Source organism: Armatimonadota bacterium (genome assembly GCA_031460175.1).
In the GTDB taxonomy this organism is placed as follows: domain Bacteria; phylum Sysuimicrobiota; class Sysuimicrobiia; order Sysuimicrobiales; family Sysuimicrobiaceae; genus Sysuimicrobium; species Sysuimicrobium tengchongense.
In genome coordinates this window covers 176,557-196,134 of record JAVKGW010000003.1, presented here as the reverse complement: position 1 = coordinate 196,134, position 19,578 = coordinate 176,557, and the positions used below count along the sequence as shown (strand labels likewise).

The following is a 19,578-nucleotide window of genomic DNA, read 5'->3' as shown; positions in this document are numbered from 1 at the left end:
GGAGGAGGAAGACCGTGATCGGGTCCAGCCGCATTGCAGGGATGGGACGATGCATTCCGGAACGGGTCCTCACGAATGCGGACCTGGAGCAGCGGGTAAACACCACGGATGCGTGGATCACGACCCGCACGGGAATCCGGGAACGTCGCGTCGCCCGGGAGGACCAGGCGACCTCCGACCTGGCCCTAGAGGCCGCCCGGGAGGCCCTGCAGGCGGCCTCGGTATCCGCGGAGGACCTGGACCTCATCCTGGTGGGGACCGCGACGCCGGATGCCATCTTCCCGGCCACCGCCTGTATCCTGCAGGACCGGTTGGGCGCCCGGGCCGCGGCCGCGGTGGACATCTCCGCGGCCTGCAGCAGCTTCGTATACGCCATGGCCATGGGCCATGCCCACATCGTGGCAGGCATGGCACGGCGGGTGCTGGTGGTGGGCGCGGACACGCTGAGCAAGATCGTAAACTGGGAGGATCGAACCACGTGCGTGCTGTTCGGAGACGCCGCGGGGGCGGTGGTCATGGTCCCCTCGGATGGCCGCCGGGGAATCCTCTCCTTCTGGCTGGGGGCGGACGGCTCCGGGGCGTCCCTCATCGCTCAGCCCGCGGGCGGGAGCCGCCTGCCCGCCTCCCGGGAGACGGTGGAACGGGGTCTCCACTACATCACCATGAACGGACGGGAGGTGTTTAAGTTCGCCGCCCGGGTGATCCCCCGGGCCATCGAGGAGGCGTGCCGGCGGGCCGGCGTGGATCCTGAGGAGGTGGACCTCTTCATTCCCCACCAGGCGAACATCCGAATCATCCAGGCGGCGGCGGAGCGGCTGGGCCAACCCTTGGAGAAGTTCTTCGTGAATGTGGACCGGTACGGGAACACCTCCGCGGCTTCCGTCCCCGTGGCCCTCTACGAGGCGGTGGCCACGGGACGCCTACGATCCGGGGATCTCGCGGTGCTCGTGGCCTTCGGGGCCGGGCTGACCTGGGGAGCCTGTGCCCTGCGCTGGGGGTAACGGTGCGGCTGGCGTACGTGTTTCCCGGACAGGGCGCTCAGTACGTGGGGATGGGGGTGGAGATGGCGGAGGCCCATCCGGAGTCCCGGGCCCTGTTCGAGCGGGCGAGTCAGGTCTTGGGGATGGACCTGCTGGAGCTGTGTGCCCGGGGACCCGCCGATCTCCTCCAGCAGACCGCCAACACCCAGCCCGCCATCCTCACCACGAGCCTCGCGTGCCTTGTGGCCCTGCGGCCACACCTCCCGCCCCCCGCCTACGTCGCAGGCCTCAGCCTGGGAGAGTACACGGCCCTGGTGGCCGCGGGGGCCCTCTCCTTCGAGGATGCGGTGCGCGTGGTACGCCTGCGGGGGATCTTCATGCAGGAGGCCGCCGCCGGCCGGGAAGTGGCCATGGCGGCCATCCTGAACCTGGATGCGGAGGCGGTGGAGGAGATCTGCCAGAAAGCCGCGAAGGTGGGCGTCTGCGAGGTGGCCAACTACAACGGCCCCGATCAGGTGGTGGTGGCCGGGGACCGGACAGCGGTGGAGGAGGCCATTCGCCTCGCGAGAGCCCAAGGGGCCCGCAGGGCCGTGCCGCTTGCGGTCTCCGCTCCCTTCCACACGAGCCTGATGCGGCCGGCGGCGGAGCGGCTTGCCGCGGTGCTGGAGGAGGTACCGATCCGGGACCCGGAGGTCCCCGTGATCGCCAACGTCACCGCACGGCCCGTGCAACGGGGGGACGAGATCCGCCGGCTGCTCGTGGAGCAGGTGGCCCGTCCGGTTCGGTGGGCGCAGTCCGTGGCGTGGATGTCGGCGCAGGGCGTGGACACCTTCGTGGAGTGCGGCCCCGGGAGGGTCCTCTCCGGATTGATCCGGCGCCAGGTCCCGGGCGCCCTGGCCCTGTCCGTAGAAGATCGGGCGTCCCTGGCGGCCGCGCTGGAGGTCGTGGAGGCCCTGGACGGATGAACTGGTTTCGCCTGGACGGGAAAGTGGCCCTGGTGACGGGCGGGAGCGGGGCCATCGGCGGAGCCGTGTGTCGGGCCCTGGCGGAGGTGGGGTGCCGGGTGGTGGTGCACTACGGAACCCGACAGGAGGCCGCGGAGGCAGTGGTACGGGAGATCCGGCAGATGGGAGGGGAAGCCGTCGCCCTTCCTGCGGACGTGCGGCGGGAGGAGGAGGTGGCACGGCTGTTTGCCCAGGCCCGGGAGGTCTTCGGCCGGGTGGACGTCCTCGTGAACAACGCGGGGACCCTGCGGGATGTGTTGCTGGTACGGATGCGGCTGGAGGAATGGCAGCGGGTTGTGGAGACCAACCTCACGGGGACGTTCCTCTGTACCCGGGAGGCGCTCCGGGATATGCTACGGGCCCGGTGGGGGCGCGTGATCAACATCACCTCCGTGGTGGGGGAGGTGGGGAATGTGGGGCAGGCGAACTACGTAGCCGCGAAGGCGGGGATCATCGGGTTCACCCGGGCGGTGGCGCGAGAGGTGGCAAGCCGCAACATCACGGTGAATGCCGTGGCCCCGGGATATGTGGAGGCCGGGCTCGCGGAGGCGCTCACGGAGCAACAGCGGGCGGCGCTGCTGGCCAACATCCCCATGGGGAGGACCGCCCGGCCGGAGGAGGTCGCGGCCGCGGTCGTGTTCCTGGCCAGTGAGGCGGCCGGGTACATCACGGGGCAGGTCTTGAACGTGGATGGAGGTATGGTTATGAAATAGGAGGTTCCATGGCACACGGGAGGGGAGGAACGGGATGACCACATCGACCTTTGAGCGGGTGAAGGCCATCATCGTGGAGCAGCTGGGAGTCAACGGGGAGGAGGTGACGGAGGAGGCCTCCTTTGTGGAGGACCTGGGCGCGGACTCCCTGGACGTGGTGGAGCTGGTGATGGCCCTGGAGGAGGAGTTCGGGATCGAGATCCCGGATGAGGAGGCGGAGAAAATCCGGACCGTGGGGCAGGCAGTGCAGTACATCGAGCAGCGCCTGGCCGCCAAGGAACGTGCATGACCAAGCGCCGGGTCGTTGTCACGGGGATCGGGGTCGTCACCCCCATCGGGATCGGGAAGGATCGGTTCTGGAACGCCCTCATGGAGGGCCGGAGCGGGGTCCGTCCCATCCAGAGCTTTGACGCCTCGAGATATCCCACCCGCATCGCCGCGGAGGTCCTGGACTTCGACCCCCTGGACTGGATGGACCGGAAAGAGGCAAAGCGCAACGACCGATTCGTCCAATTCGCCATCGCGGCCACCCGCATGGCCCTGGAGGATGCGAGGTTCCGGGTCACGCGGGAGAACGCGGATCGTGTGGGCGTGGTGATCGGTTCCGGGATCGGAGGGGCCATCACGTGGGAGGAGCAGCACAAGGTCCTGCTGACCCGGGGACCGGATCGGGTCAGCCCCTTCTTCATCCCCATGCTCATCATCAACATGGCGGCGGGAGCGGTGAGCATCCTCACGGGCGCCCGGGGTCCGAACACGGCACCGGTGACCGCCTGCGCTACGGGCGGGCACGCCATCGGGGATGCCTTTCGGCTCATCCAGCGAGGGGAGGCGGACGTGGTGATCGCGGGCGGCACGGAGGCGGCCATCACGGAGCTCTCCATCGCAGGGTTCTGCGCCATGCGGGCCATGTCCACCCGGAACGAGGAGCCCGAAAAAGCGGTGCGCCCCTTCGATGCACAGCGGGACGGGTTCGTGATGGGGGAAGGGGCAGGGATCGTAATCCTGGAGGAGATGGAGCATGCGCTCCGTCGGGATGCTCGGATCTACTGCGAGTTGGTGGGGTACGGCATGAGCGCGGACGCCTACCACATCACCCAGCCGGACCCGGAAGGGGAAGGGGCCGCCCTGGCCATGGCCCGATGCTTGCGGGACGCGGAGCTGCGGCCGGAGGAGGTGGACTACATCAACGCGCACGGAACGAGCACTCCCTACAACGACAAGTATGAGACGCTGGCCATCAAGCGCGTATTCGGAGAGCATGCGTATCGGCTTGCGGTGAGCTCCACCAAGTCCATGACGGCCCATCTGCTGGGAGCGGCGGGCGGTGTGGAACTCATCGCCTGCGTGCTGGCCCTTTGGCATCAGGTCCTCCCACCCACCATCAACTACGAGGTTCCGGACCCGGATTGCGACCTGGACTACGTGCCGAACCGGCCTCGGCCCGCGGAGGTGCGGGTGGCCATGTCCAACGCCTTTGGATTCGGCGGGCACAACGCGTCCCTGGCCGTTCGGAGGCTTGAGCTCTGAGCGCGTCCTCCGTGTCGCATCCGTCCGGGACATCTCGCGGGGAGCAGATCCTCCAACTGGCGGAACGGTTGGGGGTTCGGTTCCGGGACCCGCGGATCCTGGAACGGGCCCTGGTACACGGCTCCTATGCCCATGAGGACACCTCGGGCAATCTGGAGTCGTACGAGCGACTGGAGTTCCTGGGGGACGCGGTTCTGAACCTGGTGGTGAGCGACCACCTGTACCGGCGATTCCCCGCGGCGCGGGAGGGGGAGTTGGCCCGGATGCGGGCGCGGCTGGTGAGCGAGCCGACGCTGGCGGAGATCGCCCGGAGCCTGGATCTGGGGCGGTACATCCTGCTGGGCAAGGGGGAGGAGCGGAGCGGCGGGCGGGAGCGGGCCTCGCTGTTGGCGGATGTGTTGGAGGCGGTGGTGGGGGCCGTGTACGTGGACGCGGGCTACGGGGTGGCCCACGCGCTGGTGAGCCGCTGGATCGGCCCCCTTCTGGGACGGCTGGAGGAGATGCGGGGGGATTTCAAGGGCCAGCTGCAGGAGGTGGTCCAGCGGCGGGACCGGGTGGTCCCCCAATACCGCATCACGGCCACGGAGGGGCCGGAGCACGCGAAGGTGTTCGTGGCGGTCGTGGAGGTGGCGGGGCGGGTGTTGGGGGAAGGGAGGGGAAAGAGCAAGAAGGAAGCCGAGCAGGCGGCGGCGGCGGATGCGCTGCGCCGGTTGGGGGTGTTGTGAACATGCGGCAGCTGTGGGCGCCCTGGCGACTGGAATACATCCAGGCCCCCCAGGAGGAAGGCTGCATTTTCTGCACGAAACCGCGGCAGGGAAAGGACGAGGAGAATCTCATCGTGTGGAGGGGAGAGTGGGCCTTTGTGATGCTGAACTTGTTCCCCTACAGCAGCGGGCACGTGATGGCCATCCCCTACCGGCACACCGCGGGCCTCGAGGAGTTGGGGGCGGAGGAGGCCTTGGGGCTGTGGGAGGCGGTGACGCGAACGGTTCGGGCCCTTCGACGGGCCTTCAGACCGGATGGGTTTAACGTGGGGATCAATTTGGGGCGGGCTGCGGGGGCGGGGATCGAGGACCACCTGCATGTTCACGTGGTCCCGCGGTGGTTTGGGGACACGAACTTCATGCCGGTGCTGGCGGAGGTGAAGGTCATCCCCCAGCACCTCCGGGAAACCTACCGGAGCTTGCGGGAGGCGTTCCTGTCTGAGGGGTAGAGACATGCTTAACATAATGTTCATTATGCGCAGATGATGGGTACTGGCTTGTAGCAACGGTTTCTACATGGACCAAACCACAAGACCAGAATCCTGGCTGGCCGCCCTCAACACCGCGCTCATCGCGGTGAGCGGGTTCGGGGTGGTGTCGGGTTACGTCTTCATCCGCAGGGGACAGGTCCATCGCCACCACACGGCGATGCTGGTTGCTGCTCTGTTCGCGGCCCTGTTCCTCGTGGTCTACCTCATCCGGTGGTCCCTCTTCGGATCCAAACCCTTCTCCGGAACGGGACTTCTCCGCATCGTCTACCTCGTCGTCTTGCTCACCCACACCGTGCTCGCCACCGCCCTTGTGCCCCTCGTGACCCTCACCCTCCTTCGGGCCTTCCGGGGCCAGTACCGGGCGCACCAGGCCGTCGCACGCATCACCTTCCCTCTATGGCTCTACGTGGCGGCCACCGGGTGGGGGATCTACGCCATGCTGTACTGGATGCCCTCAGGCGGACGGTAGCCGGAGGACGGCCCCTTCCGAGGCCGAGGAAACCAGGGCCGCGTAGCGGCGGAAGATCCCGGTGAGATCCGGAACGGGGCGGGGCCGAAAACGCACGCGACGCGCCTCGAGGACTTCCATTGGAATCTCCAGATCCAGCCTTCGGTTCTCCACGTCGACGGTGATGAGATCTCCCTCCTCCACCAGCGCGATCGGCCCGCCCACCTGGGCCTCGGGAGAGACGTGTCCGATCATCAGGCCTCGCGTTCCGCCCGAAAACCGGCCATCCGTCACCAGGGCGACCTCCGGGCCCAGGCCTTCTCCCACCAGGGCCGCGGTGACCGCGAGCATCTCCGGCATCCCCGGAGCCCCCTTGGGTCCCTCGTACCGGATCACCACCACGTCCCCGGCCCGGATCCGTCCCTCCAGCACCGCCCGCAGGGCTTGCTCCTCGCCATCGAATACCCGGGCAGGTCCCCGGAAGTACAACCGCTCCGTCCCCGCCAGCTTCAGCACCGCGCCCTCCGGAGCCAAAGACCCCCGCAGCACCACAAGCCCGCCGTGCGGCTTGAAGGGCCGGTCCGCGCTTCCCACCACCTGCTGCCCCGGGAGCTCCGTGGCGTCCGCCACCTCCTCCGCGAGGGTCCGCCCGGTCACCGTGCGCTGGTCGCCATCCAGAAGCCCTGCCTCCAGCAACCGCCGCACCACCAGCCGCGTCCCCCCCGCCTCGTAGAGCTCCCAGGCGGTGTATCTCCCCCAGGGCCGCAGGTCCGCGATCACGGGGGTGCGGCGGCTTACCGCGTCGAAATCGTCCAGGGTCAACGGCACGTCCGCCTCCCGGGCCAGGGCGAGCAGGTGCAGGACCGCGTTGGTGGACCCGCCCGTGGCCGCCACCGCGGCGATGGCGTTCAGGAAGGAGTTGCGGGTGAGGAACTCCCGGGGGGTGCGGTTGGCCCGAAGGGCGTCCAGCAGCACCCAGGCGGCCCGGCGCGTGGCCTCCCGCTTCTCCGGCACCACCGCGGGGATGCTGTTGTAGCCCATGGGGGAAAGCCCCAGCACCTCCATGGCCATGGCCATGGTATTCGCGGTGTACTGCCCGCCGCACGCCCCCGGCCCGGGAACCGCGTGCCGCTCCACGGCTTCCAGTTCCTTCTCCCCGATCCTCCCCGCGGCAAACTGCCCGATGGCCTCGTACACCTCCACGATGGTGAGCTTCCGGGCTTCCCACACTCCCGGTGCGATGGATCCCCCGTACAGGACCATTCCCGGCACCCCGCTCCGCAACAGGCCCATGGCCCCTCCAGGAATGGTCTTGTCGCAGCCCACGAGGACCACCATGGCGTCGTACAGGTAGCCCTGGGCCACCAGCTCCACCGCGTCCGCGATCACCTCCCGGCTGATGAGGCTCGCCCGCATCCCCGGCGTTCCCATGGAGATGCCATCCGCGATGGCGGGCGCCCCGAATTCAAAGGGCACCAGCCCCGCGTCCCGCATCCCCGCCCGCAGTTCCTCCGCGAGATCCCTCAGGTGCACGTTGCAGGGCATCCCGTCCGTCCACGTGTTCACCACGCCCACGAACGGCTTCCGGAAATCCTCATCCCGTACCCCCACCGCCCGGAGCATGGCCCGGGCCCCCGCGCGCGGAACACCGGATTTGATGAGGTCGCTGCGCATCCGGATCCCTCCTGGTCTTAGCCCTCGGCCACCCGCTTCGCCACGGCCCTCCCCACCTCCTCCGTGGAGGCGGATCCCCCGAGATCCGCCGGGCGCACCCCTTCCCGGAGCACCGCTTCCGTAGCCCGCTCCACCGCCGCCGCCGCCTCCTCCATCCCAAAGGAGTACCGGAGCATCATGGCCGCGCTGAGGATGGCCCCCACGGGGTTGGCGATCCCCTTCCCCGCGATATCCGGCGCGGACCCGTGCACGGGCTCGTAGAGAAAGGGGGGACGATCCCCCAGGCTCGCGGAGGGCAACAGCCCGATGGAGCCCACCACCGCGGCGGCTTCGTCGCTGAGGATGTCCCCGAAGGTGTTCTCCGTGAGGATGACGTCGAAGGCGGTGGGCCGACGCAGCAGTTCCATGGCGCAGGTGTCCACCAGCATGTGGTGCAATCGGACCCCGGGGAACTCCTCCGCCACCCGGGAGACCACCTCCCTCCAAAGCCGGGAGGTCTCCAGCACGTTCGCCTTGTCCACGGAGTGCACCATCCCACGCCTGCGCGCCGCGGCCCGGAAGGCCACCCGGGCCACCCGGGCCACTTCCTCCGCAGCGTAGGCCATGGTGTCCACCGCCTGCATTTCCGTCCGGAATTTGGGCTCCCCGAAGTACAGACCTCCCGTGAGCTCCCGCACCAGCAACAGATCCGTCCCCCGCACCACCTCCGGTCGAAGCGGGGAGCAACCTTCCAGGCCGTCGAACAGGACCGCGGGACGGAGGTTCGCGTACACCCCGAGGAGCCTGCGGAGCTCCAGCAATCCCGCCTCCGGCCGGACCTCTCCCTGGTCCCACTTTGGCCCCCCCACGGCCCCCAGCAGGACCGCGTCCACCTCCCGCAGCTTGCGGCGGGTCAAGGCGGGAAGGGGGTCTCCGTACTCGTCGATGGCGGCTCCGCCGATGGGCGCCTCCTCGAACTGGAAGCGAATTCCCCATCGTCCGGAGACCGCTTCCAGGACCCGTACCGCCTCCCCGGTCACCTCCGGCCCGATCCCGTCTCCGCCCAGCAGGAGGACCCGAAACTCACGCATCCGAGGTCTGAGGGACCGAGGGGATCCGGGTACGGTTTCGCCAGAGCGCGTAGTTCAGGCTGTCCACCAGGGCGATCCAGCTGGCCTCCACCACGTTCTCCGAAACCCCCACCGTCCCCCACTGCTCCACGCCGTCCGTGGACTGGATGAGAACCCGGACCCGGGCCGCGGTCGCTGCCTCCGCGTTCAGCACCCGCACCTTATAGTCCACCAGCCGAATCCGCCGGATCTCCGGGTAGAACCGCTCCAAGGCCTTCCGCAGAGCCCGGTCCAGAGCATGCACGGGACCGTTCCCTTCCGCGGCGGTGTGCTCCTCCACCCCATCCACCCGCACCCGCACCGTGGCTTCCGCGCGGGCCTGCCCGTCCGTCCGGTGGACCACCACCAGGAAGGGGCCCGCCTCGAAGCCGTCCACCGGCTCCCCCAGGAGCCGCCGGGCCAGCAGTTCGAAGGAAGCTTCTGCACCCTCGAACTGGTACCCGGTGTACTCCAACCACTTCACCTGCTCGAGGATGCGGGCGGTGGTCGGACTATGGGGATCCAGCTGGAGTCCCAGCTCCTCCGCCTTGCTCACGATGTTGGCCCGGCCCGAGAGGTCGGAGACCACGAACCGACGACGATTCCCGACCTGCTCCGGAGCCACGTGCTCGTAGGTGGTGGGGTCCGCACGCACCGCGCTCCCGTGTACGCCTCCCTTGTGGGCAAAGGCGTTGCGGCCCACATACGGTTGGTACTCGTCGGGAGGAAGGTTCGCGAGCTCCGCCACCAGGTGGCTGATGTGCACCAGCTGCACGAGGGCATCGGGTTGAAGACACGCGTATCCCAGCTTAAGCACCAGGTTGGGAATGACCACGCACAGATCCGCGTTCCCGCATCGCTCCCCGTATCCGTTGATCGTCCCCTGAACGTGCACGCATCCCGCGCGGACCGCCTCCACCGTGTTGGCCACCGCACAGCCCGTGTCGTTGTGGGTGTGGATGCCCAGGGGGACAGAGAGCCGTTCCCGCACCGTGCGCACCACGGGCCCGATCTCGTGGGGAAGCCGCCCCCCGTTCGTATCGCACAGCACGATCCGATCCGCCCCGGCCTCCGCGGCAACCCGCACCGTGGCCAGGGCATACTCCGGATTCGCGTAGAACCCGTCGAAGAAGTGCTCCGCATCGTAGATCACCCGTCTGCCCTGGGCCCGGAGGTACCGGACGGAGTCCTCGATCATCCGGAGGTTCTCCTCCAGGGTGGTGCGCAGGGCTTTGCGGACGTGCAGGTCCCAGCTCTTCCCGAAAACCGTCACCCACTCCGTCCCCGCCTCGAGGAGGGCCCGCAGGTTGGGATCCGCGTGGGCCTCCAGACCTGCCCGACGGGTGCTGCCGAAGGCCACGAGGCGCGCGGATCTCCAGGGAATCTCCCGGGCCAACCGGAAGAACTCCATGTCCCGCGGGTTGCTGCCGGGCCACCCTCCTTCGATGAAATCCACGCCCAGCTGATCCAGGGCTCGGGCACAGCGCAGCTTGTCCTCCGCGGAGAACTCCACGCCCGCCCCCTGGGTCCCGTCCCGCAAGGTGGTGTCGTAGATCTCGATCCGCTCCATGCTACCGGAGGATCCCCAACCGCTGCTGGACGTACGGGATGAGGCCTCCCGCCTCCACCAGCTGGCGCATGAAGGGGGGAATGGGACGCGCCCGGTACATCTCGCCCCGGGTGAGGTTGCGGATCTCCCCCGTCTCCAGGACGATCCGGAGCTCATCCCCGTCCTGAACGGAACGGCTGGCCTCGGGACACTCCAGGAGCACCAACCCGTTGTTGAACGCGTTGCGGTAGAAGATGCGGGCGAAGGAAGCGGCCACCACCACCCGCACCCCCGCGCCCAGGATGGCGAGGGGGGCGTGCTCGCGGGAGCTGCCCTGTCCGAAGTTCTCCCCCGCCACCAGGATGTCGCCTGGTCGGATCCGGGTCCGAAGATCGGGATCGAGATCTTCGAACAGATGCTCCGCGAGCCGCTGTGGGTCCGTGGTGACCAGGTACCGTCCCGCGATGATGAGGTCCGTATCGATGTGATCGCCCAGCCGGTGTGCCCTGCCCTGAAACTCCATCTTCCTCACCTCAGGCCGCCACGGAACTTCCCACCACCTCTGCGGGATGCACGATCTTCCCCGCCACCGCGGCGGCCGCGGCCACCGCGGCGTTGGAGAGGTACACGCGGCTGCCCCGATGCCCCATCCGGCCGATGAAGTTCCGGCTGCTGGTGGACACGCACACCTCGCCGTCCGCCAGCACTCCCATGTGGCCGCCGATGCACGGTCCGCACGTCGCCGTGCTCACCGCGGCCCCTGCCTCCAGGAAAATCTGGATGAGGCCCTCTTCCAGGGCCTGCCGGTAGATGTGCGGGGTGGCGGGGATCACGATGAGCCGCACATCCGGATGCACCCGGCGTCCCGCCAGCACCCGGGCGGCCTGTCGCAGATCCTCGATCCGACCATTGGTGCAGGTGCCGATGAAACACTGGTCCACCCGCACCCCCTGCACCTCCGTCACGGGGACCACGTTGTCCGGGGACGGAGGAGCGGCCACCACGGGCTCCATGTCCGTGACGTCGTACTCGTACACCGCCGCATACTCCGCGTCCGGGTCCCCGTACACGGGGACGAACGGCCGCCGGGCTCGGGGCCGCACCCACTCCAACACCACCTCGTCCGGTTCCATGATCCCGTTCTTGGCGCCCGCCTCCACCGCCATGTTGGTGATGGAGAAGCGCTCGTCCAAGCTGAGCTGTTGCAGCACCGGCCCACTGAACTCCATGGCCGCATACCGGGCCCCGTCCACCCCGATGTCCCCGATGACGCGAAGCACCAAATCCTTCCCCGTCACCCAGGGGCGCAGGCTCCCGGTGAACACGAACTTCAGGGTGTGCGGCACCCGGAACCACAGCCGGCCCGTGGCCATGGCGGCCGCCAGGTCTGAACTCCCCACCCCCGTGGCGAACGCGCCCAGGGCTCCGTGGTTGCAGGTATGGGAGTCCGCCCCCACGAAGAGCTCCCCGGGCAGGACAAACCCCTCCTCCGCCAGAAGGACGTGGGCGATCCCCGCCCGGCCCACGTCGTAGAAGTGCGGGAGGCCGTGCCGGCGCACGAACTCCCGCGTAATGCGGCACTGCTCCGCGCTCGCGATGTCCTTGGCGGGGGAATAGTGGTCGAGCACGAAGGCCACCCGATCCGGATCGAAGACCCGATCCACCCCGATGCGCTCGAACTGCTGAATGGCCAGAGGCGCGGTGATGTCGTTGGCGAAGAGCATGTCCACCCGGCACTCCACCAGGTCCCCGGGCTTCACCGCGGGAAGGTCCGCGTGCCGGGCCAGGATCTTCTCCGTCATGGTCATCCCCATGCGCCGCCTCCTATCCCACCGCGGTCTGTGTGGGGGCCCGACGAGGCTGGGGGAGTTGCTCGGCCAGCTTGTTCAGGGCCGCGAGGTAGGCGAGGGCGCTGGCTTCCAGCACGTCCGTGCTGCTCCCCCGGCCCGTCGCCACCCGGTCCTCCTTCCGCAGCCGGCACACCGCTTCCCCCAACGCATCGCTCCCCCCGGTGGCGCTGCGCAGGCTGTAGTCCAAAAGCTCCACCCGCTGCCCGCTCGCGGCCTGGATGGCGGCGAAGAGGGCGTCCACGGGGCCGTCCCCCGTCGCCTCCGCCACCACCGTACGGCCTCCCACTTCCAGACGCACCGCCGCGTGCGGAGGTTCATCGCTCGCGGTACTGACCCGGAAGGACACCAGCCGGTAGGTCTCGGGAGGCGCGGTGACTCCCTCCTGCACCAGGGCTACGAGATCTCCTACTTCCACCCGCTTCTTCCGGTCGCACAGCACCTTAAACCGGGTGTACACCCGCTCCATCTCCTCCTCCGTCAGGCTGAACCCCATTTGCTGGAGCGTGTGCGCGAGGGCGTGCCGGCCGGAGTGCTTGCCCAGAACCAGCTTGTTGGTGGGAACCCCCACGGAGGCGGGCGTCATGATCTCGTAGGTGCGGGGATCGCTCAGCACGCCGTGCTGATGGATGCCGGCCTCGTGCGCGAAGGCGTTCGCGCCCACGATGGCCTTGTTCGGCTGCACCTCCACGCCCGTGATGGCCACCAGCAGGCGACTTGTGGGGTAGATCTGCGTGGTGTCCACTCCGGTTCGCACCCCGAACTGATCGCGGCGTACGTGGAGGGCCATGACGATCTCTTCCAGGGCCGCGTTCCCCGCCCGTTCCCCGATCCCGTTGATGGTGGCCTCCACCTGACGCGCCCCCGCCCGGATCCCGGCCAGGGAGTTGGCCACGGCCAGCCCGAGGTCGTCGTGGCAGTGCACGCTCCAGATGACCCGATCGGAGTTGGGCACCCGCTCCCGCAGGGTGCGGATGAGGGCCGCGTACTCCTCGGGGGTTGTGTATCCCACGGTGTCGGGGATGTTGATGACCGCGGCCCCTTCCGCGATGGCCGCCTCCACGACCCGACAGAGGAAGTCCACCTCCGACCGAGTGGCATCCTCACAGCTGAACTCCACCTCCGGGCACAGACGGCGCGCGAGGCGCACGGCAGCCCGGGCCGCCTCCAGCACCTCGTCGGGTCGCATCCGCAACTTGCGCTCCATGTGGATGGGGGAGGTGGCGATGAAGGTGTGGATCCGCGGCCGCTCTGCTTCCCGCACGCCCTCCCAGCACGCTTCGATGTCCTTGGGGTGGGCCCGAGCGAGCCCGCAGATCACCGGACCCCGCACCTCCCGGGCGATGAGCTGCACCGCGGCGAGGTCGCCGGGGGAGCTGATGGGAAAGCCCGCCTCGATCACGTCCACCCGCAGGCGTGCGAGCGCGCGGGCCATCTCCAGCTTCTCGTGAACCGTCATGGAAAAGCCCGGGGACTGCTCGCCGTCCCGGAGGGTGGTGTCGAAAATGTACACGCGATCCGTCATCCCGTCCCTCCCACCTGCGTGGGCTGCTTTTTGGCCTTGAGCCAGGGCATCATGCTGCGGAGCCGTTCTCCCACCTCCTCGATGGGATGGTTCGCAGCTTCCCGCCGCAGCCCGTAAAATCCTGGAAAGCCGCTCTCCGCCTCCTGGATCCACTCTCGGGCGAACTCCCCGGACTGGATCTCTCGCAGGATCTCCCGCATGCGCTGCCGCACGTGCTCGTCGATGATTCGGGGGCCCCGGGTGTAGTCTCCGTACTCCGCGGTGTCCGACACGGAGTGCCGCATCCACCGGAGCCCTCCCTCGTACATGAGGTCCACGATGAGCTTCAGCTCGTGCAGACACTCGAAGTACGCCACCTCCGGCTGGTACCCCGCCTCCACCAGGGTTTCGAAGCCCGCCAGGATCAGGGCGGAAACTCCCCCGCACAGGACCGCCTGCTCTCCGAAGAGGTCCGTTTCCGTCTCCTCCCGGAAGGTGGTTTCCAGGACCCCGGCCCGCAGGCACCCGATCCCCCACGCGTACGCGAGAGCCCGCTCCCGGGCGAGTCCGGTGGCATCCTGATGGACCGCCAGGAGCCCCGGAACCCCTCCGCCCTCCCGGAACACCTCCCGCATGCGATGTCCCGGGGCCTTGGGGGCCACGAGGAAGACGTCCACGGTCCTGGGGGGGGTGACCTGGCCGTAGTGGACCGTAAATCCGTGGGCGAACACCAGGGCCTGTCCCGGCCGCAGATGAGGCTCGATCTCGGCCCGGTACACCGCGGCCTGGGCCATGTCCGGGATGAGGACGGCGAGGACGTCCGCGGACCGGGTCGCCTCCGCCACCGTCATCACCGGGAACCCGTCCGCCTGCGCCGCCTGCCAGGAGGTCCCTCCGGGCCGCGCGCCGACCACCACCTCCACCCCCTGGTCCCGGAGGTTCTGGGCATGGGCGTGCCCCTGGCTTCCGTACCCCAGGACGGCCACGCGCTGGGTCCGGATCCTCTCCGGATTCGCGTCTTGCTCGTAGTACAGCCGCGCCATGGCTCCTCCTCTCCGGGGATCAGGTAACAGCCGTCCCCCGCAGCAGGGCGATGGCCCCCGTGCGCACCACCTCGCGGATCCCGTACTGGCGGAGGACGTCGATCAGGGCATCGATCTTCTCGCTGCCTCCCGTCACCTCGAGGGTGACGGTCCGCTCCGTGAGGTCCACGGGGCGGGCCCGGAAGACCCGGGCGGCCTCCAGGACCTCGTGCCGGACCTCCGGGGAAGCGTTCACCTTCACCAGGGCCAGCTCCCGCTCCGTCCGCTTGGCATCCGTGATGTCCCGCACCCAGTGCACCTCGATGAGCTTGCGCAGCTGCCGGAGCACCACGTCCATGCGGGCCGCGGGACAGTCCACCACCATGGTGATGCGGGAGATCTTCGGATCCTCCGTCACGGAGACCGCGAGGCTGTGGATGTTGATGCCCCGCCGGCGGAACAGGGCGGAGATCCGCATGAGCACGCCCGGCGCATTGTCCACCACCAGGGACAGCATGCGCCGCTCCGACGCAGGTTGGGCCGCAGCCGCCAGCGCCTCACTCACCGAGGATCATCTCCTTAACGGACTGTCCGGAGGGGATCATGGGGTAACAGTTCTCCTCCGGGTCCACGATGAAGTCCACCACCACGGGGCGGTCCCGGACCTCCAGGGACCGCTGGATCGCCGCATGCATCTCCTCCTCCGTCTCCACCCGGATCCCCACGGCCCCGAAGGCCTCCGCCACCCGGGCGAAGTCCGGGTTCCGAAGGAACACGTGGGAGTAGCGCTCGTTGTAGAAGAGCTGCTGCCACTGTCGCACCATACCGTGCGCCCCGTTGTTGATCACGTAGATCTTGAGGGGCAGACGCCACTCCACCGCGGTGATGAGGTCCTGGAGGGTCATCTGGAATCCCCCATCGCCCACGATGGCGACCACCAGGTCATCCGGCCGGGCGAACTGGGCCCCCATGGCCGCGGGGAACCCGAACCCCATGGCCCCCAGCCCTCCGGAGGTGATGAACTGCCGGGGCCGCCGGCACTTGTAGTACTGGGCGGCCCACATCTGGTGCTGCCCCACATCCGTCACCACCAGGGCCTCTCCCCGGGTGGCCTGGTAGATGGCCTCGATCACCTGCTGGGGTTTCAGCATCCGTCCGGGTCGCCACCGAAGGGGATAGCGCGTGCGCCACTCCTCGATCTGCCGCCACCACGCGTCCACATCGGGCGGCTGCACGAGCGGCTCCAGAGCCTCCAGGACCCGTCGGGCGTCCCCCACGATGGGGATGTGGGCGGGCTTGTTCTTGCCGATCTCGGAGGGATCGATGTCGATGTGGATGAACCGGGCGTGCGGGCAGAAGTCCTTCAACCGACCCGTCACCCGGTCGTCGAACCGGGCGCCCACGGCGATCACCAGATCCGCCTCGTTGATGGCGTAGTTCGCGTACGCGGTGCCGTGCATCCCCAGCATGCCCAGGCACAGAGGATCCGTCTCGTCAAAGGCGCCCTTCCCCATAAGGGTCACGGTGACGGGGATGCGGCAGCGGCGGGCCAGGCGCGCGAGCGGTTCGGAGGCTCCCTGGGCTCCTCCTCCCACGTACAGGATGGGCCGGCGGCTGCGGGAGATGGCCTCCGCCGCCTCCGCGATGCGGGCGGGATCCCCGTCCAGGATCGGCTGATAGCGGGGTTCGAACGGGGCCCGGAGGAGCTCTGCGGGGATCTCCGCCTGGAGGACGTCCCGGGGGATGTCTACCAGGACGGGGCCCGGCCGCCCCGCCCGGCACAGGTAGTAGGCCTCCTGTACGACCCGGGGGAGTTCCGCGGGATCCATGACCAGGTAGTTGTGCTTGGTGACGGGCATGGTGATGGCGGTGACGTCCGCCTCCTGGAAGGCGTCCGTGCCGATGTTGGGCCGCACCACCTGCCCCGTGATGGCCAGGACGGGGGCGGAGTCCATGAAGGCATCCGCCAGGCCCGTGACGAGATTCGTCGCTCCGGGGCCTGAGGTGGCGGTGCATACCCCCACGTCCCCGCTCGCCCGGGCGTACCCGGTGGCCGCGTGGGCCGCCACCTGTTCGTGGCGTACGAGCACGTGCTGGATTCCGTGTGCGTCGTAAAGGGCGTCGTACAGGGGCAAAGAGGCCCCCCCGGGGATCCCGAAGATCCACCGGACCCCAAGCTCCTCCAGGAGTCGCACGACCACCTCCGCGCCCTTGAGCGTCCGGGTGGTGCGGTCCACCATCGTCTTCGCCATCGTCCTCTCCTCCCTGCGGATTCCGAACGAAAAGCGGGGAGCCAGCCTAAGGACGGGCCAGCTCCCCGCGGTACCACCTTAGTTCCACGGATCCCCCTCTTCCAGGGACCCGTGGCCCTCTCCCCCTTCACGCGGGTCCACGACCGGAGTACTCAGGCATCTCCCTTTCCCCTCGGTAGCTCTGGGACGAGGTTCAGGACCCGCCCCCGGCCGGCTTCCACCTCTCCCGGCTCTCTGTGCGGTACGTGATCCCTACTCCTTCCCTTCCTCGCCCAACTATGCGGCGGGCCCTGGAACCGGGCCCGCGGGCTTTGCCCTCTCTACTACCAGGCCGGACGGGCCGGTGTCAACCGAGGGATGATCGAGGTTCCTTATCAAACGGCGGGAACCGGGGACCGGAAACGTCCCACGGCCTGGGCGATGGCCGTCACCTCCCGCATCAGGCGGGCGAACTCCCCGGGCCGCAGCTGCTGGGCACCGTCGCTGAGGGCCCGCTCCGGATCCGGGTGCACCTCCACGATGAGCCCGTCGGCTCCCGCGGCCACCGCGGCCCGGGCCAGGGCGGGCACGTAGGCCCGCTTGCCCGCGGGGTGACTGGGATCCACGATCACGGGCAGATGCGTGAGCTGCTTGAGAACCACCACGGCTCCGATGTCCAGCACGAACCGGGTGTGGTTGTCGAATCCCCGAATGCCCCGCTCGCACAGGACCACCTGACGGTTGCCCTCGCTGAGGATGTATTCCGCGGCAAGAAGGGTTTCCTCCAGGGTGGCACTGGGACCCCGTTTAAGGAGCACCGGCTTGCGCAGACGCCCCACATCCCGAAGCAGGGTGTAGTTCTGCATGTTCCGGGCCCCGATCTGTATCATGTCCGCGTACTGGGCCACCAGTTCCAGCTGCCGGTGGTCCATGGCCTCCGTCACCACCGGCAGCCCCGTGGCCTCCCGGGCCTCCGCCAGAAGCCGCAGGCCTTCCTCCTCCAGCCCCTGGAAGGAGTACGGAGAGGTGCGGGGTTTAAAGGCGCCTCCCCGGAGCATGCGGGCACCGGCCTCCTTCACCGCCCGGGCGGTCGTCAGGATCTGCTCGCGGCTTTCCACGGAGCACGGCCCCGCGATCACCACCAGCTCCTCCCCGCCACCGAACCGTACCCCCCGAACCTCCACCACGGTGTCCTCCGGCTGGAACTCCCGGCTCACGAGCTTGTAGGGTTGGAGCACCTTCACCACCTTCTCCACGCCCTCCATGGCCTCCAACATCCCCCGGAGCTGCTCTTTGGTCCGGTCGTCCCCGATCACCCCGATCACCGTCCGGAGATCTCCCACGGAGACGTGGGCCCGCAGCCCTGCCTCCCGGATCCGGGCAGCCACCTGCTCGACCTGCTCCGGATGTGCGTCCTGGCGCATCACCACGATCATGCCCATCCCTCCCAGAAACAGAATCACCTCCCGTCCCCGCCGGGACGGGAGGTGAAGACCTCCCGCGGTACCACCCGCGTTCCGCCGGAGCGCCCTCCGACGGCCCTCTCGGGACGGGGCATGGGGCCCGGTCCCGCCTGCGGCGTTCACGGGGCAGGACTCCCGTCGGCGCCTACTGGATCCCGCGGAAGAACGCGAAATCGTTCAGGCCGCCCCTCCCGGGTGAACTCAACCGGCCGGAACCCTACCGCACTCCCACCCGCACGCGGCTCTCTGCAGGGCTCCGGATCGGCCTACACGTCCCGATCCTCGGGTTTACCGCTACCTTACCCTCCTGCCCCCGCCTCCGTCAACGGGGCAGGCCATGCACGTTGTTTATTAATCCGACGCTCCTCCGCGGCCGAGAGCGCGCGCCGGACCAAGCGGACAAACTGCTGGGCCCGCTCTCCCAGCCCGCGGCCCCGGAGGTAGATGAGGTCCACGTGCCGCTTGGGGAGGTCTGCTCCCGCGAGTCGCACCGGGATCAGGGTTCCCTCCGCGATCTCCCGACGGATGGCCATCTTCGGGAGGAGGGAGATCCCCACCTCCCGCTCGACCATCTTCTTCGCCGCCTCGATGGTATCCAGCTCCAGCACCACGTTGGGCAACAGAGCCCGCTGGCGGAAGGCCGCGGTGAGGAGGGTCCAGTCACTGCTCCCGCGGTCGTAGAAGATGAGGGGTTCACTGGCCACCTCGTCCAACCGAACCCGACCTGCCCGCGCGAACCGATGCCGGGGGTAAACCACGAGGACGAAGGGATCCTGGGCAAGGTGAATGGTCTCCACCTGAGGGTGGGAGAGGGAGCGGGCCAGCCCCAGCTCGGCCTCCTCGTTGAGCACCATCTGGAGGACCTCCCGGGAGTGACCCGTGCGGATCAGGACCTTGCAGTCCGTGCACTCCTGCCGGAAGCGTTTCACCACCTCGGGCAGAAGGTAGGTGCAGATGGTGGGCACCGCGGCCAAGGTGAGGGGTCCTGCGGCGCGGGCAGAACTCTGCTGGACCGCGTGCTGTCCTTCCGCCACCGCCTGGATGGCGCGCTCCGCGTAGGGCAGGAGGGCCTCCCCCGCCTCCGTGAGACGGACCGTCCGGCCGTCCCGCTCGAAGAGGCGCTTGCCCAGGGCACGCTCCAAGGCCTGGATCCGGGCACTCACCGCGGGCTGCGAGAGGTACAGGGCCTCCGCGGCCCGGTGAAAGCTCCGGAAGGTGGCCACCGCCACGAACGCTTCCAGCTGGTGGAGCTCCATGGCCCCTCGATCAC

19 protein-coding genes are annotated in these 19,578 nt (G+C 68.8%); 8 read left to right on the top strand and 11 right to left on the bottom strand.

Going from position 1 to position 19,578, the window contains the following annotated elements; translation table 11 throughout:
• The first annotated feature begins 14 nt into the window (after positions 1 to 14).
• From QN206_05805 to QN206_05770, 8 genes are all read left to right on the top strand, one after another.
• Positions 15 to 1,001, top strand: coding sequence for a beta-ketoacyl-ACP synthase III (locus QN206_05805; GenBank protein ID MDR7614323.1), 987 nt, complete (start codon positions 15 to 17; stop codon positions 999 to 1,001).
• A 2-nt stretch (positions 1,002 to 1,003) separates the two neighbouring features.
• Positions 1,004 to 1,945, top strand: coding sequence for an ACP S-malonyltransferase (gene fabD, locus QN206_05800; GenBank protein MDR7614322.1), 942 nt, complete (start codon positions 1,004 to 1,006; stop codon positions 1,943 to 1,945).
• The gene (gene fabG / locus QN206_05795; protein MDR7614321.1) at positions 1,942 to 2,697 is read left to right on the top strand and encodes a 3-oxoacyl-[acyl-carrier-protein] reductase; all 756 of its coding nucleotides are present in this window, start codon (positions 1,942 to 1,944) and stop codon (positions 2,695 to 2,697) included. The genes fabD and fabG overlap by 4 nt, the downstream gene beginning before the upstream one ends.
• 34 nt (positions 2,698 to 2,731) lie before the next feature.
• Complete coding sequence (acpP, locus tag QN206_05790) at positions 2,732 to 2,986, top strand: acyl carrier protein (protein ID MDR7614320.1); 255 nt, start codon at positions 2,732 to 2,734, stop codon at positions 2,984 to 2,986.
• Positions 2,983 to 4,227, top strand: a complete 1,245-nt coding sequence (gene fabF, locus QN206_05785) for a beta-ketoacyl-ACP synthase II (GenBank protein ID MDR7614319.1) — start codon at positions 2,983 to 2,985, stop codon at positions 4,225 to 4,227. Before acpP ends, fabF begins: the two co-directional genes overlap by 4 nt.
• A gap of 11 nt (positions 4,228 to 4,238) precedes the next feature.
• Entirely contained in the window at positions 4,239 to 4,952 is a 714-nt protein-coding gene (gene rnc / locus QN206_05780) for a ribonuclease III (GenBank protein ID MDR7614318.1), read from the top strand.
• Between the two features lie 2 nt (positions 4,953 to 4,954).
• Entirely contained in the window at positions 4,955 to 5,440 is a 486-nt protein-coding gene (locus QN206_05775; protein MDR7614317.1) for an HIT domain-containing protein, read from the top strand.
• 67 nt (positions 5,441 to 5,507) lie between these two features.
• Positions 5,508 to 5,951: a DUF420 domain-containing protein gene (locus tag QN206_05770; GenBank protein MDR7614316.1), complete on the top strand. Its 444-nt coding sequence runs from the start codon at positions 5,508 to 5,510 to the stop codon at positions 5,949 to 5,951.
• On the opposite strand, the gene ilvD is transcribed toward QN206_05770, so the two are convergent.
• From ilvD to QN206_05715, 11 genes are all read right to left on the bottom strand, one after another.
• Positions 5,937 to 7,604 (bottom strand): dihydroxy-acid dehydratase, encoded by a 1,668-nt coding sequence (gene ilvD, locus QN206_05765; protein ID MDR7614315.1) that lies wholly within the window; start codon positions 7,602 to 7,604, stop codon positions 5,937 to 5,939. The two genes, QN206_05770 and ilvD, sit on opposite strands and share 15 nt — an antisense overlap.
• A gap of 17 nt (positions 7,605 to 7,621) precedes the next feature.
• On the bottom strand, positions 7,622 to 8,674 hold the full coding sequence (gene leuB, locus QN206_05760) for a 3-isopropylmalate dehydrogenase (GenBank protein MDR7614314.1): 1,053 nt from the start codon (positions 8,672 to 8,674) through the stop codon (positions 7,622 to 7,624).
• Complete coding sequence (gene cimA / locus QN206_05755; GenBank protein ID MDR7614313.1) at positions 8,667 to 10,262, bottom strand: citramalate synthase; 1,596 nt, start codon at positions 10,260 to 10,262, stop codon at positions 8,667 to 8,669. Before cimA ends, leuB begins: the two co-directional genes overlap by 8 nt.
• Position 10,263: 1 nt before the next feature.
• Entirely contained in the window at positions 10,264 to 10,764 is a 501-nt protein-coding gene (locus tag QN206_05750) for a 3-isopropylmalate dehydratase small subunit (GenBank protein MDR7614312.1), read from the bottom strand.
• A gap of 10 nt (positions 10,765 to 10,774) precedes the next feature.
• The gene (leuC, locus tag QN206_05745) at positions 10,775 to 12,055 is read right to left on the bottom strand and encodes a 3-isopropylmalate dehydratase large subunit (GenBank protein MDR7614311.1); all 1,281 of its coding nucleotides are present in this window, start codon (positions 12,053 to 12,055) and stop codon (positions 10,775 to 10,777) included.
• 10 nt (positions 12,056 to 12,065) lie between these two features.
• Complete coding sequence (locus tag QN206_05740) at positions 12,066 to 13,613, bottom strand: 2-isopropylmalate synthase (GenBank protein MDR7614310.1); 1,548 nt, start codon at positions 13,611 to 13,613, stop codon at positions 12,066 to 12,068.
• A complete protein-coding gene (gene ilvC / locus QN206_05735; protein MDR7614309.1) occupies positions 13,610 to 14,635 on the bottom strand; it encodes a ketol-acid reductoisomerase in 1,026 nt (341 codons plus the stop codon). Before ilvC ends, QN206_05740 begins: the two co-directional genes overlap by 4 nt.
• A 19-nt stretch (positions 14,636 to 14,654) precedes the next feature.
• Positions 14,655 to 15,179: an acetolactate synthase small subunit gene (gene ilvN / locus QN206_05730; protein ID MDR7614308.1), complete on the bottom strand. Its 525-nt coding sequence runs from the start codon at positions 15,177 to 15,179 to the stop codon at positions 14,655 to 14,657.
• On the bottom strand, positions 15,172 to 16,866 hold the full coding sequence (gene ilvB, locus QN206_05725) for a biosynthetic-type acetolactate synthase large subunit (GenBank protein MDR7614307.1): 1,695 nt from the start codon (positions 16,864 to 16,866) through the stop codon (positions 15,172 to 15,174). Before ilvB ends, ilvN begins: the two co-directional genes overlap by 8 nt.
• A gap of 374 nt (positions 16,867 to 17,240) precedes the next feature.
• Entirely contained in the window at positions 17,241 to 18,281 is a 1,041-nt protein-coding gene (gene aroF, locus QN206_05720; protein ID MDR7614306.1) for a 3-deoxy-7-phosphoheptulonate synthase, read from the bottom strand.
• Between the two features lie 326 nt (positions 18,282 to 18,607).
• Complete coding sequence (locus tag QN206_05715; protein ID MDR7614305.1) at positions 18,608 to 19,564, bottom strand: LysR family transcriptional regulator; 957 nt, start codon at positions 19,562 to 19,564, stop codon at positions 18,608 to 18,610.
• Between the last annotated feature and the right edge of the window lie 14 nt (positions 19,565 to 19,578).